The sequence below is a fragment of the Microcoleus sp. M2_D5 genome, from assembly GCF_036701935.1.
In the GTDB taxonomy this organism is placed as follows: domain Bacteria; phylum Cyanobacteriota; class Cyanobacteriia; order Cyanobacteriales; family Microcoleaceae; genus Microcoleus.
On the sequence record NZ_JAUBRP010000056.1, the window covers coordinates 21,418 to 41,271 of the forward strand.

The 19,854-nt window shown below is 44.5% G+C and carries 22 protein-coding genes; 10 read left to right on the forward strand and 12 right to left on the reverse strand.

All coding sequences use genetic code 11. The annotated features are described in order from the left end of the window. Positions 1 to 88: 88 nt before the first annotated feature. Together QUA50_RS21025 and QUA50_RS21030 are read left to right on the forward strand one after the other, a co-directional pair. Entirely contained in the window at positions 89 to 931 is an 843-nt protein-coding gene (locus tag QUA50_RS21025) for a pentapeptide repeat-containing protein (protein ID WP_333266512.1), read from the forward strand. A gap of 80 nt (positions 932 to 1,011) precedes the next feature. Further along, positions 1,012 to 1,875: a sulfite exporter TauE/SafE family protein gene (locus QUA50_RS21030; RefSeq protein WP_333266469.1), complete on the forward strand. Its 864-nt coding sequence runs from the start codon at positions 1,012 to 1,014 to the stop codon at positions 1,873 to 1,875. A gap of 125 nt (positions 1,876 to 2,000) precedes the next feature. On the opposite strand, the gene QUA50_RS21035 is transcribed toward QUA50_RS21030, so the two are convergent. Beyond that, on the reverse strand, positions 2,001 to 2,798 hold the full coding sequence (locus QUA50_RS21035) for a hypothetical protein (RefSeq protein WP_333266471.1): 798 nt from the start codon (positions 2,796 to 2,798) through the stop codon (positions 2,001 to 2,003). 328 nt (positions 2,799 to 3,126) lie between these two features. On the opposite strand from QUA50_RS21035, the gene QUA50_RS21040 reads away from it, so the two are divergent. Together QUA50_RS21040 and QUA50_RS21045 are read left to right on the forward strand one after the other, a co-directional pair. Then, on the forward strand, positions 3,127 to 3,453 hold the full coding sequence (locus QUA50_RS21040; protein ID WP_333266473.1) for a hypothetical protein: 327 nt from the start codon (positions 3,127 to 3,129) through the stop codon (positions 3,451 to 3,453). 66 nt (positions 3,454 to 3,519) lie between these two features. Then, complete coding sequence (locus QUA50_RS21045) at positions 3,520 to 4,062, forward strand: GIY-YIG nuclease family protein (RefSeq protein WP_333266475.1); 543 nt, start codon at positions 3,520 to 3,522, stop codon at positions 4,060 to 4,062. Between the two features lie 260 nt (positions 4,063 to 4,322). Here QUA50_RS21045 and QUA50_RS21050 read toward each other — a convergent pair whose 3' ends face one another. From QUA50_RS21050 to QUA50_RS21060, 3 genes are all read right to left on the reverse strand, one after another. Then, a complete protein-coding gene (locus tag QUA50_RS21050; RefSeq protein WP_333266477.1) occupies positions 4,323 to 5,645 on the reverse strand; it encodes a response regulator in 1,323 nt (440 codons plus the stop codon). Positions 5,646 to 5,751: 106 nt separating this feature from the next. Continuing rightward, positions 5,752 to 9,879, reverse strand: a complete 4,128-nt coding sequence (locus QUA50_RS21055; RefSeq protein WP_333266479.1) for an ATP-binding protein — start codon at positions 9,877 to 9,879, stop codon at positions 5,752 to 5,754. A gap of 324 nt (positions 9,880 to 10,203) precedes the next feature. Further along, positions 10,204 to 11,808: an NB-ARC domain-containing protein gene (locus tag QUA50_RS21060; RefSeq protein WP_333266481.1), complete on the reverse strand. Its 1,605-nt coding sequence runs from the start codon at positions 11,806 to 11,808 to the stop codon at positions 10,204 to 10,206. A 364-nt stretch (positions 11,809 to 12,172) separates the two neighbouring features. On the opposite strand from QUA50_RS21060, the gene QUA50_RS21065 reads away from it, so the two are divergent. The 3 genes from QUA50_RS21065 to QUA50_RS21075 all read left to right on the forward strand — a co-directional run bounded on the left by QUA50_RS21065 (position 12,173) and on the right by QUA50_RS21075 (position 15,339). Then, positions 12,173 to 14,602, forward strand: a complete 2,430-nt coding sequence (locus QUA50_RS21065) for a choice-of-anchor K domain-containing protein (RefSeq protein WP_333266482.1) — start codon at positions 12,173 to 12,175, stop codon at positions 14,600 to 14,602. Positions 14,603 to 14,773: 171 nt separating this feature from the next. Next, positions 14,774 to 15,052 (forward strand): hypothetical protein, encoded by a 279-nt coding sequence (locus QUA50_RS21070; RefSeq protein ID WP_333266484.1) that lies wholly within the window; start codon positions 14,774 to 14,776, stop codon positions 15,050 to 15,052. Beyond that, positions 15,049 to 15,339, forward strand: a complete 291-nt coding sequence (locus tag QUA50_RS21075) for a type II toxin-antitoxin system RelE family toxin (protein WP_106150292.1) — start codon at positions 15,049 to 15,051, stop codon at positions 15,337 to 15,339. The genes QUA50_RS21070 and QUA50_RS21075 overlap by 4 nt, the downstream gene beginning before the upstream one ends. Positions 15,340 to 15,502: 163 nt before the next feature. Here the strand turns inward: QUA50_RS21075 and QUA50_RS21080 are convergent, their stop codons facing one another. From QUA50_RS21080 to QUA50_RS21095, 4 genes are read right to left on the reverse strand one after another with little or no spacing between them, the layout of a single operon-like run. Then, positions 15,503 to 15,742 carry a DUF5615 family PIN-like protein gene (locus tag QUA50_RS21080; protein ID WP_333266487.1) on the reverse strand — a complete coding sequence of 80 codons (240 nt, stop codon included), beginning with the start codon at positions 15,740 to 15,742 and terminating at the stop codon, positions 15,503 to 15,505. After that, a complete protein-coding gene (locus QUA50_RS21085) occupies positions 15,726 to 16,049 on the reverse strand; it encodes a DUF433 domain-containing protein (RefSeq protein WP_333266489.1) in 324 nt (107 codons plus the stop codon). The genes QUA50_RS21080 and QUA50_RS21085 overlap by 17 nt, the downstream gene beginning before the upstream one ends. 28 nt (positions 16,050 to 16,077) lie before the next feature. Beyond that, positions 16,078 to 16,317, reverse strand: coding sequence for a hypothetical protein (locus tag QUA50_RS21090; protein WP_333266491.1), 240 nt, complete (start codon positions 16,315 to 16,317; stop codon positions 16,078 to 16,080). A gap of 30 nt (positions 16,318 to 16,347) precedes the next feature. After that, positions 16,348 to 16,470 (reverse strand): hypothetical protein, encoded by a 123-nt coding sequence (locus QUA50_RS21095; RefSeq protein ID WP_333266492.1) that lies wholly within the window; start codon positions 16,468 to 16,470, stop codon positions 16,348 to 16,350. A gap of 69 nt (positions 16,471 to 16,539) precedes the next feature. Between QUA50_RS21095 and QUA50_RS21100 the strand changes: the two genes are divergently transcribed. The 3 genes from QUA50_RS21100 to QUA50_RS21110 are packed head-to-tail and all read left to right on the forward strand — an operon-like array spanning position 16,540 to position 17,235. Then, on the forward strand, positions 16,540 to 16,722 hold the full coding sequence (locus QUA50_RS21100; RefSeq protein ID WP_333266494.1) for a hypothetical protein: 183 nt from the start codon (positions 16,540 to 16,542) through the stop codon (positions 16,720 to 16,722). A 40-nt stretch (positions 16,723 to 16,762) separates the two neighbouring features. Continuing rightward, positions 16,763 to 16,966 (forward strand): hypothetical protein, encoded by a 204-nt coding sequence (locus QUA50_RS21105; protein WP_333155416.1) that lies wholly within the window; start codon positions 16,763 to 16,765, stop codon positions 16,964 to 16,966. Then, a complete protein-coding gene (locus tag QUA50_RS21110; RefSeq protein ID WP_333266496.1) occupies positions 16,963 to 17,235 on the forward strand; it encodes a type II toxin-antitoxin system RelE/ParE family toxin in 273 nt (90 codons plus the stop codon). The genes QUA50_RS21105 and QUA50_RS21110 overlap by 4 nt, the downstream gene beginning before the upstream one ends. 89 nt (positions 17,236 to 17,324) lie before the next feature. On the opposite strand, the gene QUA50_RS21115 is transcribed toward QUA50_RS21110, so the two are convergent. The 4 genes from QUA50_RS21115 to QUA50_RS21130 all read right to left on the reverse strand — a co-directional run. After that, a complete protein-coding gene (locus QUA50_RS21115) occupies positions 17,325 to 17,576 on the reverse strand; it encodes a DUF2281 domain-containing protein (RefSeq protein ID WP_333266498.1) in 252 nt (83 codons plus the stop codon). A 169-nt stretch (positions 17,577 to 17,745) separates the two neighbouring features. After that, the gene (locus tag QUA50_RS21120) at positions 17,746 to 18,399 is read right to left on the reverse strand and encodes a Uma2 family endonuclease (protein ID WP_333266500.1); all 654 of its coding nucleotides are present in this window, start codon (positions 18,397 to 18,399) and stop codon (positions 17,746 to 17,748) included. A 135-nt stretch (positions 18,400 to 18,534) separates the two neighbouring features. Further along, positions 18,535 to 19,551 carry an adenosine kinase gene (locus QUA50_RS21125; protein WP_333266502.1) on the reverse strand — a complete coding sequence of 339 codons (1,017 nt, stop codon included), beginning with the start codon at positions 19,549 to 19,551 and terminating at the stop codon, positions 18,535 to 18,537. A 108-nt stretch (positions 19,552 to 19,659) separates the two neighbouring features. Then, the coding region (locus QUA50_RS21130) for a hypothetical protein (protein WP_333298742.1) at positions 19,660 to 19,854 on the reverse strand (195 nt) is incomplete at its 5' end.

Sequence of the window (19,854 nt, forward strand, 5' to 3'; positions counted from 1 at the left end):
AGCGTGCAGAGTGAATACCGTGGTTATCTGGGATGATGTGGTAACACCCATCACTCTAACGTTTAAAAAAAATTGCGAGGCGAATGACATGGAGGCCGATCGAATTCTGAGGCAATATGCGGCCGGAGAAAGAAATTTTCGAGAGATTAACCTCGTCGGGGCCGACTTAAAAGGGGTAAACCTCAGCGAGGCTAACTTTACCAGAGCGAATTTCCAAGACGCAAACCTCAAAGGCGCTAACCTGACGGGAGCGAACTTGCGCGAGGTGAAATTGGCAGGGGTGGACTTGACGGAAGCCAACCTCAGCGAAGCAAATCTCATCGGTACCGATTTGAGCCGTGCCAATCTCAGCGGGGCTAACCTGATGGGAGCCAACCTGCGCGGCTCAATGGCGAGAGAAGTCAACATGACCAAGGCTAATTTGACGGAAGCTAATTTGACCGAAGCCAACTTTACCGAAGCGAATTTGTTTGCCGCCAACTTAACCGACGCTAGCATGATTCGCGTTAATTTGATGAAAGCAAATTTGAGTTGGTCAACTCTCAAAGCGGTAAACCTGACAAATGCCATCCTCAGCGAGTCGCTTTTAGAAAGAGCTAACCTGAATCAGGCAATTCTTAGCGGGGCGATGCTGAGCGGGGCTAACTTGGCTGGTGCAGACTTGCGCCAAGTAACGATGGTTGGAGCTAATCTCACCGACGCTAATCTGAGCAATGCTAATTTGAGAGTTGCTAATGTTAGTTGGTCAACGCTGGCAAGAGCTAATTTGAGCGGTGCTAATTTGTACCGGGCAAAGCTGTGCTGGTCTAATTTTAGCGGGGCTATTTTGATGGAAGCGGTTTTGATTGATGCTAATCTCAATCGAACTAACTTCCGCGATGCAGATTTGAGGCGGGCAATTATGCCGGACGGCACGACTAATGATTCTTAAAATTTGATTGTTGATTGTTGATTACTGACTACTAACTAATGACTGCTGACTAATGGCTACTGACTAATGGCTACTGACTAATGACTATCACTGAATTATTGATGTTGGGTGGGGCGGGAATTTTTGCCGGAATTCTAGCTGGATTTTTGGGTATCGGCGGCGGTACGGTGCTCGTGCCTTTGTTGGTGGCTCTCAATTACGCTCCGGTGCAAGCGGTTGCTACTAGCGGTTTGTCGATCGTGATTACAGCTATTTCTGGCAGCATCCAGAATTGGCGCATGGGCTACCTCAACTTGAGTCAAGTCGCAGGCATCGGATTTCCAGCAGTCATTACAGCACAAATCGGTGCTTATTTGGCGGGGATATTTCCGCCTTACTTGCTGTTACTTACTTTTGGGCTGTTGCTGTGGCTGAATATTTATTTGATTGAAGTTCGCAAGCACCTGACAGCTAAGAAGAAAGCGGAACTAGAACAAGGGGAACTGGGAGGACAAGCGGGACAAGGAGAAAATGCTCAATTGCCAATTACCAATCACGAATTACCCACTAATTCAAATATTATATTCCACCCAACTTTTGCTAAAATTGCTACTGGCAGTGCGGCGGGTTTATTAGCGGGTTTGTTCGGCGTAGGCGGCGGCGTGATTATGGTTCCCCTGCAAATTTTGCTGTTAGGAGAAAGCATTAAAACCGCAATTCAAACCAGCTTGGGTGTCATCGTCATCACGGCAATTTCCGCGACGGCTGGACACGCGGCGCGCGGGAATGTTTTGTGGGTTGTGGGGTTAATTCTTGGCGGCGGCGGTTTGTTGGGCGCGCAGGTGAGCACGCGGTTTTTGCCGAGATTGCCCGATCGTATTGTTAGTTTAGCTTTTCGATCGCTCTTGGCAATCTTATCGATTTATATTTTCTGGCAAGCTTGGCAAAAATTTAGTAACGGGTAATTGGTAATTGGTAATTGGTAATTGGTAATTGAGGCATAGCCTCCGGGTATGTATTCCCAGGCAGAGCCTGGGAACAAGGTTATGGCTATAATAATGACAGTTGACAGTTGACTAATCACTAATGACTACTGACTAAGTTTTTTCACTGCGCGAGTCAGACGCTGCAAATAAGGCTTGACAATTTCTTGATTTTGTCTCTGCAACTCGGACACTTGCTGCTGCAACTGCTGAATCTCGGTTTGCAGCATCCCTGTGTCTATTGTGGGTCGATCGAGCAAATCCTGCAATTGCTTGAGAGAACCTTGGATTGTATCCAAGTCTACTTCGTTCGATCGCTCCTGTAACTGAGCCGTAATAGTTTTAACTTCAGTTAACTGTTCGCCCATCAATAAAAATCGGACGTTGACATTTTCCCAATCATGCTCTCTCAGGGCACTATTTTCCAAAATGCGGAGTTTTTGCTGCAAATCGGACAGGGTGGTGTAGAGTTCCTGAGAATCAGCCGGCAGCGCCTGGGCTTGGCGTTCGAGGGAGGCTACGGCAGCTTGTACCTCGGCGATGACGCCGGATTCCAAGCCGAGGAGTTTTTGCTGCAAGTCGGAGACAGCGGTGTAGAGTTCCGCAGGTTGTCCAGGTAGTATCTGAACTTGCTGCGAGCGGCGTTCTACGGAGGCCTGTACGTCCGCAATCGCAGAATTTGCCTTTTGTTGCATTTGTTGCTCGAAACGCTGGCGATTGGCGAGATTTATCGAGAGTGCTGCGGTTAAGGGGGCGGCAGCGTAGACAATTTGGCCCGACAATCCTGCTGCAATCGTGCCAATCGCTGAACCAGCAACAGAGGCGTATTCTACCAATTCTAGCCAGTCCGGCTGGTTCGGGCCGCTTCTGGAAGCTGGGAATGATGCTTTTTCAATCTTCTGCATAGCCTTTTAGTCGTAGTCGGATAGATGGCGATACCGACATGATAAAAGCGATCGGCAAATAAATCAGGCCTCTTTGTCAAAATTTCCTGATTGTGGTATTTTAATTGACCGAAAGCATCCAGGATACCAGCCCCCGGATTCATCGGTGGGGTCAATGCTTCAATTCTAAAATCTAAAATCTAAAATCTAAAATCTAAAATCGATTGACCTCCTGCCGAATACGTTCTGCCTTCAAAACGGTCAATCTCAGGTAAAATTCAGGATTAAGCCGATCGTTCAACATTTAACCAATAACCATTCACCGCCGTCTGTCAGGAGTATACAGAAAATGGGTCTCAAGATTATTGAAAGCTACGATAGCAGTTTTGCCCTCGAACCCGATGCTAAAACTGCACTGTTCGGTTTATTAACCGGTGAAAGCTTTCTCCAACAAGTAGCGCTACAATTGCAGTGCTCGCGCATTGAGTTTGCCGAGTTACTTTTTGGGCCCGTCCCTTACAGCAGCGAGACGCCGAAGGGAATGCCTGCGGAATTTGAAAAGTATCACGAATCGAGCGATTTTGCGATCGTCAACGTCCCCCCTAATTTCATGTTCCAAGCCAAAATATTTAAACCCAGCCGCCTCTGTGCAATTTATCGAGTTTTCAAGAGTTAAGTAAAGGCTGGTTAATTTGTGGTTTAATTTACAATCTAAAATCTAAAATCTAAAATCTAAAATCGGATGACAGAAGACATTCAATCTCTCGCTAATTTAGAATTCATTCCATACATAGACTCCGATGGAAAATTGCCCGATTTTGTCCAGGGAAAAATCGGCGTTTACGCAATTTTTGACAGCGAGAAAGTCCTGCAATTTGTCGGCTATTCTCGCGACATTTACCTCAGCCTCAAACAGCATTTGGTACGCCAAACCCAGTATTGCTACTGGCTGAAAGTCCAAACTATTGACAAGCCCAGCCGCACTATTCTAGAAAGCATTAGAGAAAGTTGGATTGCCGAAAACGGTTCCCAACCCCAAGGTAACGGTGCCGATGCTGCCAAGTGGAACGATCCCATCGACACCAAAACTGTAATGACTGCCCAAGAAACGGCAAATTATGAAGGTATCTTCGCAGATGAAATTGCCAAAGATAAATTGTTGAAAAATGTCGCGCGGCGCGTGGAAAATGAAATTTTCGCGCTGCTGAAAGCTCGCGGGGTAACTGAAGAAATCCGGTTTAATCCCAAGCTCAAAACGAGCGGATTGTTGGATTTAAAGTCCTGAGTGCCAACCACAGGGAAACGGCCTTTCCGCTTCCATAATTCCCGTAGGAAAACGGCAATTCCCGCGCCGGAAACGGCATTGCCGTTTCCCTACAAATGCTGGTACAATCTATCTGATATATCATCTCCGTCTGTTAATGATGTTGTACCATTTTCAATATTTTTTTTAGGGCGGGCTTCTCGCCTTCCCCACAATAAAACTCACTCTTTGTGGAACAGGCATCTTGCCTGTTCAAAACTTGCTTTTGGGGAGATATCTATTTAAAATTTAACAGATATCGGAATCTGCACAATTAACTTGGTTCCTAGGCCCGGAGCAGAAATACAACTGATTTGACCTCGATGTTTTTCCACTACAATATCGTGACTGATTGCCAACCCTAATCCAGTACCCCGTCCAACAGGCTTCGTAGTAAAAAATGGGTCAAATATCTGGTGGCGCACTTCCTCACTCATCCCACAACCGTTATCGGCAATGTGAATAACAACGGATTTAGAGTTGTGAGTGGCTAATTGTGAATCTTGATTGTGCAGGGCCGATTTTGACTCACAACTTACTGAAGTGCTGATGGTAATTTTTCGGGGAGATGGTTGAGTTTCCAGGGCATCAATAGCATTACTTAGCAAGTTCATGAACACCTGATTTAACTCACTGGCGTAACAGGTGACTCTTGGCAGTTGGCTGTAGTGTTTAATGACCTCTATCTCACCAGCTTTGTTTGCTCCCTTCAGTCGATGTTTCAAAATAACCAAAGTATTGTCAATGCCTTCATGAATATCCACTGGCTTGTACTTTTGTTCGCCAAGGCGGGAAAAGTTTCGCAAAGACATCACGATTTCGCTAATCCGAGAAGCACCTTCTGTCATGGAATTCAGCAGTTTTGGATAATCCTCTGCGATGAATTCGGGTTGAATCTCCTCCAATTCGCCGATAATTTCTGCAACCGGGTGGGGGTAGTAATGTCGGTACAATTCGACGAGGCGAAGCAAATCTCGTGCATAGTCCGCCGCTAGAGCAATATTACCGTAGATAAAGCTGACTGGATTGTTGATTTCGTGAGCAACTCCTGCGGCTAGCTGACCTAAAGAAGCCATTTTTTCCTTCTGTATTAACTGAGCTTGAGTTTTCTTTAGTTCAGTTACGTTTTGTTCGAGTTGCTGGGCATAGGATTGTGTTTGCTGGAACAACTGGCGCTGCACGAGTTGATTTGAGACGCGGGCGAGAACTTCTTGTTCGTGAAACGGTTTTGTGATATAATCTATACCACCAACTTCAAAGGCTTTGACTTTATCTAATACTTCATTCAAAGCACTGATAAAAATAATTGGAATGTCCTTGGTTGTGGGAGAAGCTTTCAAGGCTTGGCAGACTTGGTAGCCGTTCATACCGGGCATCATGATGTCGAGCAAAATCAAGTCAGGAGGAGTTAATTCGATCGACCGCAGCGCTAGTTTGCCGTCGGGTGCGGTGCGTGTTTTGTACCCTTGCTGCGAGAGGATTTGAGCTAAAAGTTGCAAATTAGCCGGAATATCATCAACAATTAAAATATTCCCTTTTAAGACGGGAGTTGCTTCGTAATTCATATCTAGTTCGGTAACATAACCTCTATAAACTTGTAGTGAGTACGATCGTCCTAGCGGGTTTTATCGGGACGGTCGCAGTCACTACGAACTGGGTATAATATGATTTCTATTTCGTTTCGGGATGGATGAGAGCTAGTATTTGATTGAACTGAAACTGGTTAGCAAATCCGGCTAGGGCGCTAGCTAAAGCGTCATTGCGATCGCGAATTTGCTCAATTTGGATCAGAATTAACTCTAAATCGCACTCTATTGTGGCTTTCTCTAAAGCTGCCAGCCAATCTGCGGGTAAAGCTGCCAGAGTCTCTGGAGTCGCAGCCTCGATTTGAGTTGAATCGGGAACACTCTCCGGTTCACCGTAAATGTAACGCACTCCCAGATGTTTGTGCAGGGTGGCAAAGATTTCTGTATCTCGAAAGGGTTTGTGGATAAAGTCATCGCAATCATCTGAGACAGTAACGGTTTGCGCTTCCTCGGCGTTACCGGCACTCACGGCAATAATTGCCGTAGCTTGACCTTTAACCGTGGCTTTAATGCGTTTGGTCGCTTCACGTCCATCCATCACGGGCATCCACATATCCATAAAAATTAAGTGTGGCTCAAAACTCGACGACATTTCAATAGCTTCCATGCCGTTGCTGGCTTCTTGGAGTTCAAAGTCAAAGCCCGCGAGGAGTTCGATCAGCAGTTGGCGGTTGTCCGATCGATCGTCCACAATCAAAATACGATAGCGCGGCTGGTTGCGTTCCAGGGCGATCGCCCGACGCGGTTGCTGTACGGGTTGAGTCGCCGGGGCATCAACGGCGCTGACGGGGATATCAAACGCGAAGGTGGTGCCGCTTCCTACTTCACTGCGTACAGTAATCAGGCCGCCCATCAGCTTGATAAACTGTTGGCTGATAGCCAGCCCCAAGCCTGTTCCTTGCTGAGATTTGGTTCCTGTTTTGGTTTGCACAAAGGCTTGAAAAAGCTTATCTAACTCATCAGCAGCTATGCCGGAGCCCGTGTCTTCTATTTCAAAATGTAATTGGTAATTACTCATTGGTAATTGCTGATTTTTATTGTCTATAAATGCACTCACTCTTAACCGAATAACTCCTTGTTCCGTAAATTTAATGGCATTAGAAAGCAGATTAATTAAAACTTGGCGCAACTTCATTTGATCTGTTTGCACGTATTCTGGAATTTCGCTAGAGCAGTCAAAGATTAACTGCAATTTTTGCTCCCTTGCCTGGAGTTGAAACATCTCTTCGATATCTTTCAACAGGCTGCTTAATTGAAAGTCTGTTGGATTGATTGTAATCCGTCCCGCCTCTATTTTGGCTAAATCTAATATTTGATTTATCAGAGCTAGCAAGTGCTCTCCGCTGCGGTTGATGATACGGATATTTTCCTGTTGTTCGCGAGTGAGGTTGGTAGAGCGCTGCATCAATTGGGAGAATCCCAGAATTGCGTTTAGCGGGGTGCGGAGTTCGTGGCTCATATTTGCCAGGAAAGTGCTTTTGGCAAGGTTGGCGGCTTCTGCGGCCCACGCGGCTTGTTGAAGCTGTACTGCTTGCTGTTGAGTGGCTTCGAGCAATTGAGCTTGTTGTAGGGCGACTCCCAGTTGAGTGCTAATTTGCAGCCCAATATTGATTTCTGCTTCGCGCCAAGTGCGGGGTGCAGAATTTTGATAGCTGGCGAGCAAACCCCAAAGTTGACTGCCGCAAAATATGGGAAAAATAACGTAGGCTCTGGCTTGAAATTGTTTTAAAAGTTCTAGGTAACAAGGACTCAACCCAGCGCTATATATGTCTTCAATTATCCGGTAAGGAACGCCTCTAGCATACATACCGCCTTGATTTTTTTGCAGATAGGTATCCAGCACTGGTTCGCCGGAGGCTTGCATAGTTTTCACGGTACAGCTAGAGTGTTCGACGAGAGTGTTTGGCACATTACCATCGTCGGGTTGTTGCATCAAAGATATCCAACCCGCAGCCATTGATTCGGCAACAAATTCCCCGCTCCAATCAGGATTAAAACGATAGATACCGACACGATCGCATTTTAGGGTTTGTCGCAGTTCATAAGTTGTGGTTTTGAATATTGTGTCAATATCTAAGGATTGACGGATGCGATCGATGCTGCGGGCGATGGCTTGTTCTCCCCGGGCGCTTTCTCGCAAAGCTGACTCGGCTTGTTTGCGATCGCTAATATCCAAAACAGTGCCGAACAAACGGAGCAGATTCCCTTTTTGATCGTAAACTGGTTTCCCTCGGACTTCTATATAACTGAGCGAGCCATCTCTTCGGATCAGTCGCAGATCGATTTCAAAGCTTTGTCCCGACATAGCTTGCTCGCGCACCATTGTCAGATAGCGCGATCGATCTTCTGGATGAAAACGCTCGATTAATTGTTCGCTAGGCAGCGGTTTTTGAGTCGGATCGAGCTCGTAAATGCGATATAGTTCTTCACTCCAAGTGGTTGTTGCGGTGGCGATATCGTATTCCCAACTGCCAATACGGGCAATTTTTTGGGCTTCCAGCAGTCGGGCTTCCGCCAACTGGCGATCGCTAATGTCGCGCGCTACCCAAACAGCCGAGCTATCGGAAAGTGGCGAAATTTTAGCAGCAAACCAAACTTCTTTGTTATTAATCGGCAGACTGTAATCAAAACTAATAGTTTGTTGGGTTGCCAATGCCTGTCGAACTTTAGAAAAATAAATCTCCTTCCTTGCCTCCTGAAAAAATTGTTCGATGATGGAGTCGATCTGATTCGTATGATAGTTGTATTGAAAAATTCCCTTAGTGGGTATAATTTGGATGGTTTCTTCTTGAATGTAAAAAATTAATACAATATCTGTAATCGAGTCAAATATTTTCACAACTTGCTCAGTAGAAGTGTAAAGTTTTTGTTCTAGCAATTTGCGCTCAAAAATTTCAGATTGTAATAGTTCGTTAGCACGACCTAAAGCAGCGGTACGTTCGGCAACTTCGGCGGCTAAAGTGTGATTGTAGTCAGTTAATATTTTTTCAGATTGTTTGCGCTGTGCGATGTTATAAAAAGCATTGATGGCATAAACAATATTTCCGCCTTCGTCAAAAATTGGTGTGGCCCGCACCTCAAAAGGAATAAATTTCCCATCTCGATAAAGTTCTACATCTTCCAGGAATACTGTTTCGCCGCGCAGTGCTCGGAATGCGGGCAGTTCTTCAGTGGGATAAAGCTGGTTTTGGCGGTAGATTTGATAAACTTCTACTGCTTTTTCTAAAGTTGCATCGGGAATAGTTTCTACGCCGAGCCAATGCTTGGCAGTTTCGTTGAAGTACACGACTTTACCGGAGGCATCGTGGATAGATACTCCCGCAGGTATGGCTTCGAGAAATTGCTTGAGTTGGCTCTCTCTTTGCGCTAAAGCTTCATTTAAAGATTTTTGGTCTGCAAAAGCCTGTTGCAGTTGCGAGGCCATAAAATTGAAGGAATTGGCGAGTTCTCCGACTTCATCCAAGCGTTTATTTTCTAAAGGTCGATCCCATTTTCCTTTGGCAATATTTTGGGCAGCGGTATTCAAGCGCATAATTGGCTTTGTTACCCAACGGGAAGTCAACAATCCGATCGCGATCGCCAGCGGCAGTGTACCGGTCAACAACCACAATGTATGGCGCGTATTTGCTTGAATGGGAGCCGTGAAATCAGACTCTGGCACCACCACCACAATCAACCAATCCAATCCGCGGAAATCTCGATAGGGAGTGACGCGGACAAACTGCCTGTGGCCCTCGATCGCTAAGGTCAATTTCTGAGTTGTTTGCAGCGCGCGGAAGTTGCCAAATCGGTTGGCGAGTTGTCTAGCAATATCTCGCGTTCGGGCATCATTGCTGTTGGTGGCTAGCAATGGCGCCGGTTGCTTTTTTGTTTGCGTCACCAAGGGTGTTTCTAATGTGGATGTGGCAATCAGATTGCCCGATCGATCCATAATAAAAGTTTGTCCTGACGCCGAGAATTGCAGCCTAGGCAGAAAGGTATTGATTGCCGAGGGCCCATTATCCGTGAGGCGATCGCGGGTACGTTCTCCTACTTGTTCGATTAGCTGATGCGCTACATCCTCGACTGCTTCCTGACCGCTTTTGAAAGAAAGAAAGCTCACTAGCCCGACGGCGCTGACTGTTTGCAAAACAAACGGAACAATCAGAACCGTTCGCAGCCGAAGCTTGCTGAAAAGTTTGGCTGCTGGGCGGTTGAAGTGATAAATGGGCATGGGTGTGAACCAATTGCGCTGATAATCGTATTTTAACTGCTGTAGCGTGTCTTTCCCGGCAATTGGCGCGCCCTCCCGTGAAAATTTCCGCCTAGTTTAATATATAGCGGATCGAGCGAAAGATTCGCGGACGTTGTTGGCCTTGGGCCCTATACGTTTCAGTGGTTATATAAGCTATCATTCATACCTCATCTTTCGCTCGAAAGGCTATAACTTTTCTAATTTATTTATTGTGTACCGGCAATCATGTCGTTAATGAAACGCCAGCGGGGGCGGGTTTATGAGATTGTAGATTATGGGCAATTATTATTGGTGAACCCGCCCCTACAAAGCTATGTTTTTTACTTCCGTTAACAATGGCAACGGTAGATTTGGACATACTAACTCTGCACAATTCCACTGTCGCAGATACTCATAGACTTCAGAAATAATCGCATTTGCTGCATCTAAATCTCCTGCTTGAGAAGCATGATAGTGCGCTCCGATTAGCGGCTTAATATCCTCGATATTTTGCCATTCTGATTTAGGTTGGAGCGGAATGCTGATATAATAGTTATAGGCTTGGCTGTGGGCGGTACGGAGATTTTCAGCATTTTGATTTAGCAGGTACTCGCCCTTTTCTCGGACTAGGGGATGCAACTGATAGGATTTGAGTTGGCGATCGTAATATAGCAATTGTCGGCGCTTGAGTGCCTGAATAATATTTTCTTTAAGTTCATACTTGCTAACTTCTGGCATTTGAGCGCTAATCCCGGCAAAAGATAGCGGATATTCTGAGGTTTGATAGACAGAAATTAGGCTGAGACAAGTTTGCTCGCCGTCGCTGAGACGTGCTAGGATTTTATCAATTAATCTTTCAATATCTCGAATCAGCAACCAGTCTCTCTGGTGCATAAAAATCCCGACATTTCCCTGAAACTCGGTATCGTCTCGAATCAAGGCTGCAATGAGTTGTAAGGCTTTGGGATGTCCTGAATAGCGATCGCCCATTTCGGCTAATTCCTCTGCATTCGCAGTCAGATTAAAAGATTGCAATAGGGCAACTGCCGCATCTCGATCCAATCCGTTTAGCTGGATTTCGCGGGTGACTGTTGACGGCAATTCGGCTAAGCTTTCGCGACTGGTAAATATAATTTTGCTTTGATGTTCTGTTTCTAATAGTTGTTTGAACAACCAAGCATATTCTGCACAATCTTCGGCGAAATAACCGGCGGCTTTTGCTTCTCCTGCTTTCAAAAGTGTGTCGGCGCGATCGAAAACGAGCAAGCAAGGTTTTTCTCTGAGGATTTTGAGCAGATTTTCGGTTTTTTTGCCGCAGTCATTTTGAGCGTTGACGGCTGCGGTAATGTCGCCGTTGGAGAGGGTGAATAGCAGGGAGTCAATTGTGCGATCGCACGGGGGTGCTTTGCCAGTTGCGGATTGCAAGGATTGCCAAACGGCGGAGGTGAAGGGGGTATTTTCGGTGTGGAGTTGGCGAATTAGTTGGCTGATGAGGGTGGTTTTTCCGATTCCGGGTAATCCGACAATTGAGATGGCGGTGATGTCTGAGTTAATAATAGTAGTTTTTAAGATTTCGAGTTCTTTTGTGCGCTGTACCCAATTTCTGACGGGGGGTAAGTTTTCTGGGAGGGGGAAAGTGCGATCGGTTTCACTGTCTTGGGGGATATCTGCGATCGCGGCTGATAGTAATTCTGGTTCCTGAATTTCTCGCGCAACAATGTCTTGCCAGTTTTTCACGCCTACAGCTTTGCAAATGTGTATAAAAGTCTCTCGTCTAATTGGTTGCTGTGTCCAAAATCGCTTTAAAGTTGCTTTTGAAGTGAGAGCAGCCTGACACCAGAGCTCATCTGCTTTATTCCATCCGAGATTGCGTCTTACCATGTCAATGATTTTTAGCCCTTCTTCGGATGCTCTGAGCAAACCTGCCATTGCGACTCCTCTACGGAAACTCTGCCTTAGTAAATAATGTTACATGATTTGGTGAGCCAAATGAGCCAAATGAGCCAAGTGAGCCTTTGATGTTGAGCCAAATGGTGAGCCGTTAAGCCTATACAGATTCAGGATTGTGGAGTATTGTGAAATGATGTGTTTGGTTGTCAGGTACGTTTGACGGTGCATCTGGCGGGCGATCGGGGATACAGCTTATCTGCGATCGGGAGCAATGTAAAGTTTTGTTACAAAAATAGGGCGATTTGCATAAAAAGCAGAGGAAGGCCCTGATAGATATTTAGGAAAGCTTGCTAGGCGGGCTTTGCTGGTTTTGACGCAACTATATTTGTGAGGAGATGGGATTATGGTTAATGTGAATTTCAATGTATGGGGTAAGGAGAGAATAATTGAATCTACTCCTAGCACGCTGGGAGCAGATGGTTCCGCATTAAGGTTTGCTAATCCAGTTGGGCTCCTTGATATCGAGGAGCCATATGGAACAAATCCTGATGAAAATACCTATGTAATCATTCATGGATTTCAGAACCAGGGTGGTAATTCAAAAATTGACACGGGTGGTAATCAGAATAATCAATTTATACCTGAAACCTGGATGTCAGAAAGGGCTAAGGCTCTTCGAGAACGAGAACCTGATGCTAATATCATTCTCGTAGATTGGGAAGACGGTGCTAAACCTGCATTGGGTTTAAACATTTACAATGAAGCAGCCACTAACACCAGAGAAGTGGGAAATCAACTTGCTCAGTATCTAAAAGCACGGAATCTTGACCCAAACAAAATAGAGCTTATGGGTCACAGTTTAGGCGCTCATGTATCAGGTTTTGCTGGCACTAAATATAAAGAACTCACAGGCAAAGAATTGAATCGCATAACTGGTTTAGACCCGGCAGGGCCTAATTTTCAAACTAGAATAAAAACAGGGAATTTTAGAACAGTGATAGTGCAAGGCACGTTGCCGGGTACTTTCACAACTGTTCCAGTTCTAGAAGAGGAGCCTGTACCACCTAGCGATCGCTTAGACCCAGGTGATGCTAAGAGAGTAGTGGTTCTTCATACATCTAGCTTTCTGGGAAATGATTTGTTACTGGGAAACTTAGATTTTTTTGTTAACCCAAACAATTTTCTTCAACAGCCAGGAAACCTACCTTTTTTAGGTGCTTTCGGCGCTAATCATGGCTACGCCAATGAACTATATACACAATTACTTAAGGGAAATATATTTCCTCAGTCAGATGGATCAAACTTCAACTATTCAAGGTTAAGCTCTCCCGAAACGGGTAGAATAGATGTAGACACCACTAAGGTTTTTTTTGAAGGCTCAACTTCCGGCACTTTTGACAACGGCGAAAATAAGAAGATTTTAGGAGAGCCTCGTCAGGGAGACACTGAGAGCTATGTGCAGTTTGATGGTAGAGGAAGTGACGGTAATGAATTTAGTAACGACCAGGAATTTAGTCAAGCCAAGGGAATTAGTACAGCCAGTGACATTCCTTTCAACCTTGGCAATCTGACTTATCGCAATGGAATTACGCTTCAAGGTTCTGAACCTCAAGGTGATTTCCCTCTCGATGTCACGCTGTCTCTCACTAATCCTGTACCTAGTGCTCAGACTTTTAATTTCTCATTTAACTTGACTGTTACAGAAAACACAACTGGCGATCCTGTTAAAGATGGAGATATACTCCGTTTTTCCGATACTGGCATTTCTCAAGAGATCATTAAGTTTCCCGGCTCATTCGGAGATTCAGGATATAGACTTGAGTTAGTAGGCTTTTCGACGGATGGTGGCAAAACAACACTAGGGCGTTTTGACACCCCAGAACAACGTTTGTCTGATGCTCTATTGATTGCTAAAATTAAACCCGTATCTATTCTGGAAGAAGCAACGGAAGAACCGATTGAGGCAATAAAAGAGCTACCAGGGAATATAAAAAATAAGATAGGACAGACTGTTAATGATTTTAATGGCAGAGTAGCGACTTTTAGTAAAGGCTTGTTGGATGGTTTATCTGTTAATGTGTCTGGCGTTCTTTTTCCCCCGCCACGAGTTGCCCAAAACTTACAAGCCTCAGCCGAGCAAAATTCAACTTTTCAGATTACTGAAGCAGTCATAGCTCAATATCCCGGAGGGCTGCTGGGGACTGAAAATAACGATCGCATAATCGGCTCTTCCGTAACAGATGTGGTATTAGCTGCTAGGGGTGCTGACACTCTGGAAGGTGCTGCTGGTGGCGATTACTTGCTGGGAGGAAAAGGTGACGATCGCATTTTAGGAGAGGATGCTAACGACATTCTCGCTGGCAATAAAGGTAATGATTTCGTCTCAGGAGGTGTTGCTGATGATTTAGTGAGGGGAGGAAAAGGCAACGATCAAATCTTTGGTGATGATGGAGAAGATATCTTAATCGGTGAAAGAGGAACCGATCGCCTGACTGGTGGAGGTGGAAGTGATATTTTTATCTTGAGAACAGACACAGGTACAGAAGAAACTAATCCTGCTACTGCTGATTGGTTAATTGACTTCAATGCTAGCGAGGGCGATCGTATTGGTATCAATGGAGGCGTACCAATAGATATTCTCACCTTCACTCCTGCTGATGTCAATCAAGATGGTATTGCTGACACCATTATTCAATACACAGAAACCAGTGAAATTTTTGGTGTCTATACTAATATCTTTGGTGTCGTCATCAACACACCGCCAGATATTGTGAAAAGTTCCTCGTTCAGTATACCCTTGAACGACCCAATCACCCAGATAGGAATGCTGTAGGAAATTCGCCCAATAGTTCAGTCACAGCAATATTAAGAAGTGCGATCGCCCTTTACGACAAAAAGAGCGATCGCCCTTAAAATCAGAATAGACAAACAACATCTAATTTGTTAGAATTGAGTAAAACTCAACCCTTGAGAGTTTTACCTAACTTTATAATAGGTGAAAGATATGTTTTGGATTCTGAAAAACTTAATCAGCACAGATACCCAAGGACACCTAAGTTTAAACCTCGAACCCAAGTCAACAGAGTATCGCGTTCTTGTCAACGAAGCCGGACAAATTTTATTAGACCCAATAACCAACATACCCGATCGCGAGCAGTGGTTGTGGCAAAACCCCCAAGCATTAGCCGCCGTTAAGTGCGGCCTCGCGCAAGCAGCTAAAGGTGAAGTACATGATTTGGGTGACTTTTCTGAATATGCCGATTTGGAGATTGAAGAGGAATGAATTTTCGGATAGAATTTTCTTCATCAGCTAGAGATAGCTTAGTTAATCTTCAGGAACTCGATGCCAAAAAATACAATAAAGTGCTGAAAACACTTGGATTAATGGCAACTAATTTACGCCATCCCAGCTTGAAAACTCATAAATACGATACATTATCTGGCCCTAATGAAGAGGAAGTATTTGAGGCATACGTCGAAAATAAAACCCCAGCAGCGTTTCGAGTTTTCTGGTATTATGGCCCGGAGAAAGGAGTTATTACAGTTATTGCAATTACGCCTCATCCTTAAGTGGCGATATATCCGCGTTCATCACCTTGCATTTGCGGTTGGTCAAAAGTACGATCGCCCTTCGCCCTCACAAATACTCTACTATTCCGACCATATCTTCCGGTGTGTAAATTTCATAGAGCAAAATCAACATTTCTATTACTTGTCCGATCGAACAACTACCCTATTTAAAATAAGCCACACCAGGATGATCCTTGCTCATACCAGCCATAACTAGAAAATCTCGATCCTGAGTGACAAGCACTCGCTGCTGTTGTTGAATAAACAACCACTGCTGCTCATCTATCTTAGTCCTTAATCCTGCTTCAACCGTTGTCGTCACATCAATGCCATAGAGACGTAACCCCCTAGCAATATCCCGATCGATATGCTCATCTAAATGAAACCTAATTCGCAGACTCACCTTTTAATTCCTTGATTTTTGTTTGTAACCTACCTGGATTTTGACGCATAAATTCATCCACAAAAGCATCATCTTCTGCCATTTCTCTATCAATTGCTTCACGATGATCGTAATAATAAGCCATAGCGTCATAAACTGCTGCTACAAGCAGATCGTACTTAGTGGCAATTTCTAAAAGAGAATAACCCATTTTTAGGTGCATCACCATCACATCTTGTACGGCGATTCTCGTCCCAGCAATCCGGGGTTTCCCGCCTCGTACTCCCGGTGTTCTTTCAATGTGTTCTACGCTTACTGTTGTTGTCATGATTTTTTATGATGTACAGCATCAGACATTAAATATCCTGACTGGGGAAATCTTCCCACATTTGACGGCGAACTTCCGCAATGTCGGAATCACTAATATCAACTCCCCGCCACAAACCCCGTAAAGACTTGCGGCGTACAGGCTTTTGTGCCAATTCCCGCTCGATTTGGGGAGCTACGCGCTCTATCAAACGCACTTTGTTCACCAAATTTAGCTGCTTTACCAAGTTGAGAACTTCTTCTAAAGTAACGGCTGTTTGTGATGCCATCTTTTTACCTTAGATATTTTTTCCAGTCTATCACAGTTTGGGAGCGATCGCCCTTACCTCCTCCACATCCATCAGAGTGCATCTGCGATCGAAAAGATCGCCCTTAACGCAAAAAGTGCGATCGCCCTTAAAATCAGAATAGACAAACAACATCTAATTTGTTAGAATTGAGTAAAACTCAACCCTTGAGAGTTTTACCTAACTTTATAATAGGTGAAAGATATGTTTTGGATTCTGAAAAACTTAATCAGCACAGATACCCAAGGACACCTCAGTTTAAACCTCGAACCCAAATCAACAGACTATCGCGTTCTCGTCAACGAAGCCGGACAAATTTTATTAGACCCAATAACCAACATACCCGATCGCCCTTCATCTGGTTCTGAGATATCGCTGTTAAAATAGAAGCATCATTCCCTCATAACTCATCTCACCATAAAAGTGTATGAAAATAGAAGACTATCCACTGGCTAAAGAATTGATATTCGATGCCGAAGGCAACATTAGTCAAGTTATTCTAGATTATACCGACTATCAGTATTTCCTAGAAGCAATCGAAGATAAAGGACTTCTCCAGGCTATGCGCGAAGTAAAAAATGAAAACCCGTTAAATTTAGAGCAAGCACTTGCAGAACTGGAAACAGAATGAAAGTCGAATATCTACCCAGTTTTTTGAAAGATTTAAAAGCTCTTAAAAGTACGCCTGTGTTTGAGCAAATCAAGGATTTTGCTTTTGCGGAAATTCCCAATAGTAATGATTTACAAACAATTGTTAACTTAAAAAAATTGAAAGGTGATGATAATGCGTATCGGCTTCGGGTTGGAGACTATCGAATAGGTTTTTATTTTGATGGCGAAACTGCTACTTTTGCCAGGGTGCTTCACCGGAAAGATATTTATCGCTACTTTCCACCATAAAGCTATTTTTACTATGGCAGAATGTTTTGGGCAACTTGTCCTTGTCCTTTGAAATAGTAAATTAATGTATTTGTATCCAAAATGTACATCTAGAAGCTCTCCCGCCAGATGTCTTCCCCCGACTCGGCACGAATTTCTTCCAGAGTAGGAAAGTCTTCTGCCCATGTTCCAGCGAGGGAATAAACTAATTCTGTCCAAGGAGTTAAAGAATCTACTGTGTCGGTGGATTGGTTCTCATTCAGGTACTTGGCACGAATAAACTCAGCGAAAGTGAGAATTTCGCTAGCTTGGTTTTCGGGAAGGGTTTTGACGATCGCGTAAATCTGTTCAATGATAGTCATAATCTGGTGAGAAATAAACTGTCGTTAAATTTTATTTAAGCAATAGCGATCGGCTTTTTCATGTCAGTGTTCATCTGCGGTGCAAAATAGTGCGTGAAGCGAAGCTATCCCGTTCCCCGCAGGGGTTCCCGAAGGGTAGGGAATCGCCCATTCCTACTCTTTCCAAAACTCACTGCGCCAAAACTTCCCTAATCCTGTCCCGAAACAAACGCACCGCTGCCCTTTGTCCGATAGTTTTACTTTGCTCTATCAAAACGGGAATTTCTGCGATCGGCAAAAACGGAAAAGCCAGACTATTCTCCCTTTCTTCGTAATTACCCTCAACCAATTGATACACTTGAAGACATTGATTGCGATATCTCCAGATTTCATGCACACCCAGAGCAGCATAAATTGAGAACTTATTCAAAGAAGAACTTGTGTAGTCTGATTCTACTACTAAATCCGGTGGCGGATCGGCGGGTAAATTAATTTCATCTTTATCTCTAACTAAAGATTCATTTTGAATGTAAAAACAAGTATCCGGTTCAATAGCACGACTTAAATCTTCCCGTTCCAGAGTCAACGCACCGAGGCTCATAGCTTCAATTTCTAACTCATCTGCTAAAGCTCCAATAAATAGTTCCAGCATGACTTTAGGTCTTTCATGTTTAGGTAATGGCATTCTGATTTCTAAAACTCCTTCAGCATAAGCAATTCTCCACGCTCTACCGTCGCCGACATCAGACATTATCGCTTTAAATGTTGACCATTTAATGCCTGTCAAAGTAATTAGTTTTTCCTCGCTACTTTGTTGAGGAGGAGTCAATGTGGTTGTTACCATATGAGGTACGATTAGTTAAGATTTTATTGATTTTAACACGCCCTTCTCCCCTCTGCATCCACTGTGGCACAATGGATCGGTTCAAAAAAGAGCGATCGCCCTTACGGCAAAAAGTGCGATCGCCCCTTTCAAATCCTAACCAGAAATCACCTCGCTCAAAAGATGAGCCTGAGAACCCTCAAGTCGAGGCCCGTGAATCTGCACCACCCTAGAAGCCAAGAAATTGCCCCAACGAGCCGCTTGTACAGAACTCAAACCATTAGTAATTCCAAACAAAACACCCCCCGCAAAAGCATCGCCAGCACCCACAGTATCGATCGCCTTTACCGGAAATCCAGCCACATCAACAATCTGTTTGTTCTCCACCACCATGCAGCCTTTATCCCCATTAGTGATAAAAGCCAAATCGGAAATCTCGCTCATTTTCCGAGCGCACTCTTCCAGAGATTCCTCCTTAAAAAAGCTCCGAACTTCATCAGAATTGCAAAAAATTACATCGCAATATTCCGAAACCACCTTGTGAAAATCATCAGCAAATCGATCGACTAAAAAGCCATCCGAAAAAGTAAAAGCCACCTTCACGCCCAGACGCTTAGACTGTTCCATCGTCTCAATGCTAGCCTTTCTCGGATCGGGAGCATCCCACAGATAGCCCTCAACATAACTGTACTTGCAGTGAGCCAGTCGATCGACATCAATATCAGTCGCAGCCAGAGTAGTAGAAACACCCAAATTAGTACACATCGTGCGTTCCGCATCCGGCGTAGTCAGCACTACACAAGTACCCGTAGGCCCGTTCGACTCAGCAGCAGGATGCACGTTAAAATCAATCCCCGCCGCCAGCAAATCTTGGCGGTAAAATTCGCCGTTAGTATCCTTAGCAACCTTCCCCGAATAATACGCTTTACCGCCGCTCTGAGCCAAACCAATCATCGTATTTGCCGCCGAACCCCCCGATCGCATTTGCAGAGAATTGTGCTCTAAATCGTGCAAAATCCCCCCCTGCGTTTCCGAATTCATCAGCGTCATCCCGCCGCGATTCAGGCCGTGGCCGAGTACAAATTCATCTTCCACCAATGCTAGGATGTCTACAAGGGCATTGCCTACGCCAAACACATCCACGGAACGGGAATCTTGATTGTTTTCTGTCATCAGTAATTTTTGGTTTACACTAATTATCAACTTTATAATAAATCGACTTCTACTCAACATCTATTTTCTTTAAGTTATCTTTATCTAAATCCCCAAGCCCAAATGGAGCTAATCCAAAATCCCAAATCCCAAATCCCAAATCCCAAATCCACAATCCACAATCCCAAGTACCAAATCCACAATCCCAAGTACCAAATCCACAATCCCAAGTACCAAATCCACAATCCCAAATCCACAATCCCAAATCCACAATCCCAAATCCACAATCCCAAATCCACAATCCCAAATCCACAATCCCAAATC

Excerpts from the sequence above, each read along its gene's own strand:
- QUA50_RS21025 (WP_333266512.1), top strand. The coding sequence starts at position 89 with ATGGAGGCCGATCGAATTCTGAGGCAATATGCGGCCGGAGAAAGAAAT.
- QUA50_RS21030 (WP_333266469.1), top strand. The coding sequence starts at position 1,012 with ATGACTATCACTGAATTATTGATGTTGGGTGGGGCGGGAATTTTTGCC.
- QUA50_RS21035 (WP_333266471.1), bottom strand. The coding sequence starts at position 2,798 with ATGCAGAAGATTGAAAAAGCATCATTCCCAGCTTCCAGAAGCGGCCCG.
- QUA50_RS21040 (WP_333266473.1), top strand. The coding sequence starts at position 3,127 with ATGGGTCTCAAGATTATTGAAAGCTACGATAGCAGTTTTGCCCTCGAA.
- QUA50_RS21045 (WP_333266475.1), top strand. The coding sequence starts at position 3,520 with ATGACAGAAGACATTCAATCTCTCGCTAATTTAGAATTCATTCCATAC.
- QUA50_RS21050 (WP_333266477.1), bottom strand. The coding sequence starts at position 5,645 with ATGAATTACGAAGCAACTCCCGTCTTAAAAGGGAATATTTTAATTGTT.
- QUA50_RS21055 (WP_333266479.1), bottom strand. The coding sequence starts at position 9,879 with ATGCCCATTTATCACTTCAACCGCCCAGCAGCCAAACTTTTCAGCAAG.
- QUA50_RS21060 (WP_333266481.1), bottom strand. The coding sequence starts at position 11,808 with ATGGCAGGTTTGCTCAGAGCATCCGAAGAAGGGCTAAAAATCATTGAC.
- QUA50_RS21065 (WP_333266482.1), top strand. The coding sequence starts at position 12,173 with ATGGTTAATGTGAATTTCAATGTATGGGGTAAGGAGAGAATAATTGAA.
- QUA50_RS21070 (WP_333266484.1), top strand. The coding sequence starts at position 14,774 with ATGTTTTGGATTCTGAAAAACTTAATCAGCACAGATACCCAAGGACAC.
- QUA50_RS21075 (WP_106150292.1), top strand. The coding sequence starts at position 15,049 with ATGAATTTTCGGATAGAATTTTCTTCATCAGCTAGAGATAGCTTAGTT.
- QUA50_RS21085 (WP_333266489.1), bottom strand. The coding sequence starts at position 16,049 with ATGACAACAACAGTAAGCGTAGAACACATTGAAAGAACACCGGGAGTA.
- QUA50_RS21090 (WP_333266491.1), bottom strand. The coding sequence starts at position 16,317 with ATGGCATCACAAACAGCCGTTACTTTAGAAGAAGTTCTCAACTTGGTA.
- QUA50_RS21095 (WP_333266492.1), bottom strand. The coding sequence starts at position 16,470 with ATGTTGTTTGTCTATTCTGATTTTAAGGGCGATCGCACTTTTTGCGTT.
- QUA50_RS21100 (WP_333266494.1), top strand. The coding sequence starts at position 16,540 with ATGTTTTGGATTCTGAAAAACTTAATCAGCACAGATACCCAAGGACAC.
- QUA50_RS21105 (WP_333155416.1), top strand. The coding sequence starts at position 16,763 with ATGAAAATAGAAGACTATCCACTGGCTAAAGAATTGATATTCGATGCC.
- QUA50_RS21110 (WP_333266496.1), top strand. The coding sequence starts at position 16,963 with ATGAAAGTCGAATATCTACCCAGTTTTTTGAAAGATTTAAAAGCTCTT.
- QUA50_RS21115 (WP_333266498.1), bottom strand. The coding sequence starts at position 17,576 with ATGACTATCATTGAACAGATTTACGCGATCGTCAAAACCCTTCCCGAA.
- QUA50_RS21120 (WP_333266500.1), bottom strand. The coding sequence starts at position 18,399 with ATGGTAACAACCACATTGACTCCTCCTCAACAAAGTAGCGAGGAAAAA.
- QUA50_RS21125 (WP_333266502.1), bottom strand. The coding sequence starts at position 19,551 with ATGACAGAAAACAATCAAGATTCCCGTTCCGTGGATGTGTTTGGCGTA.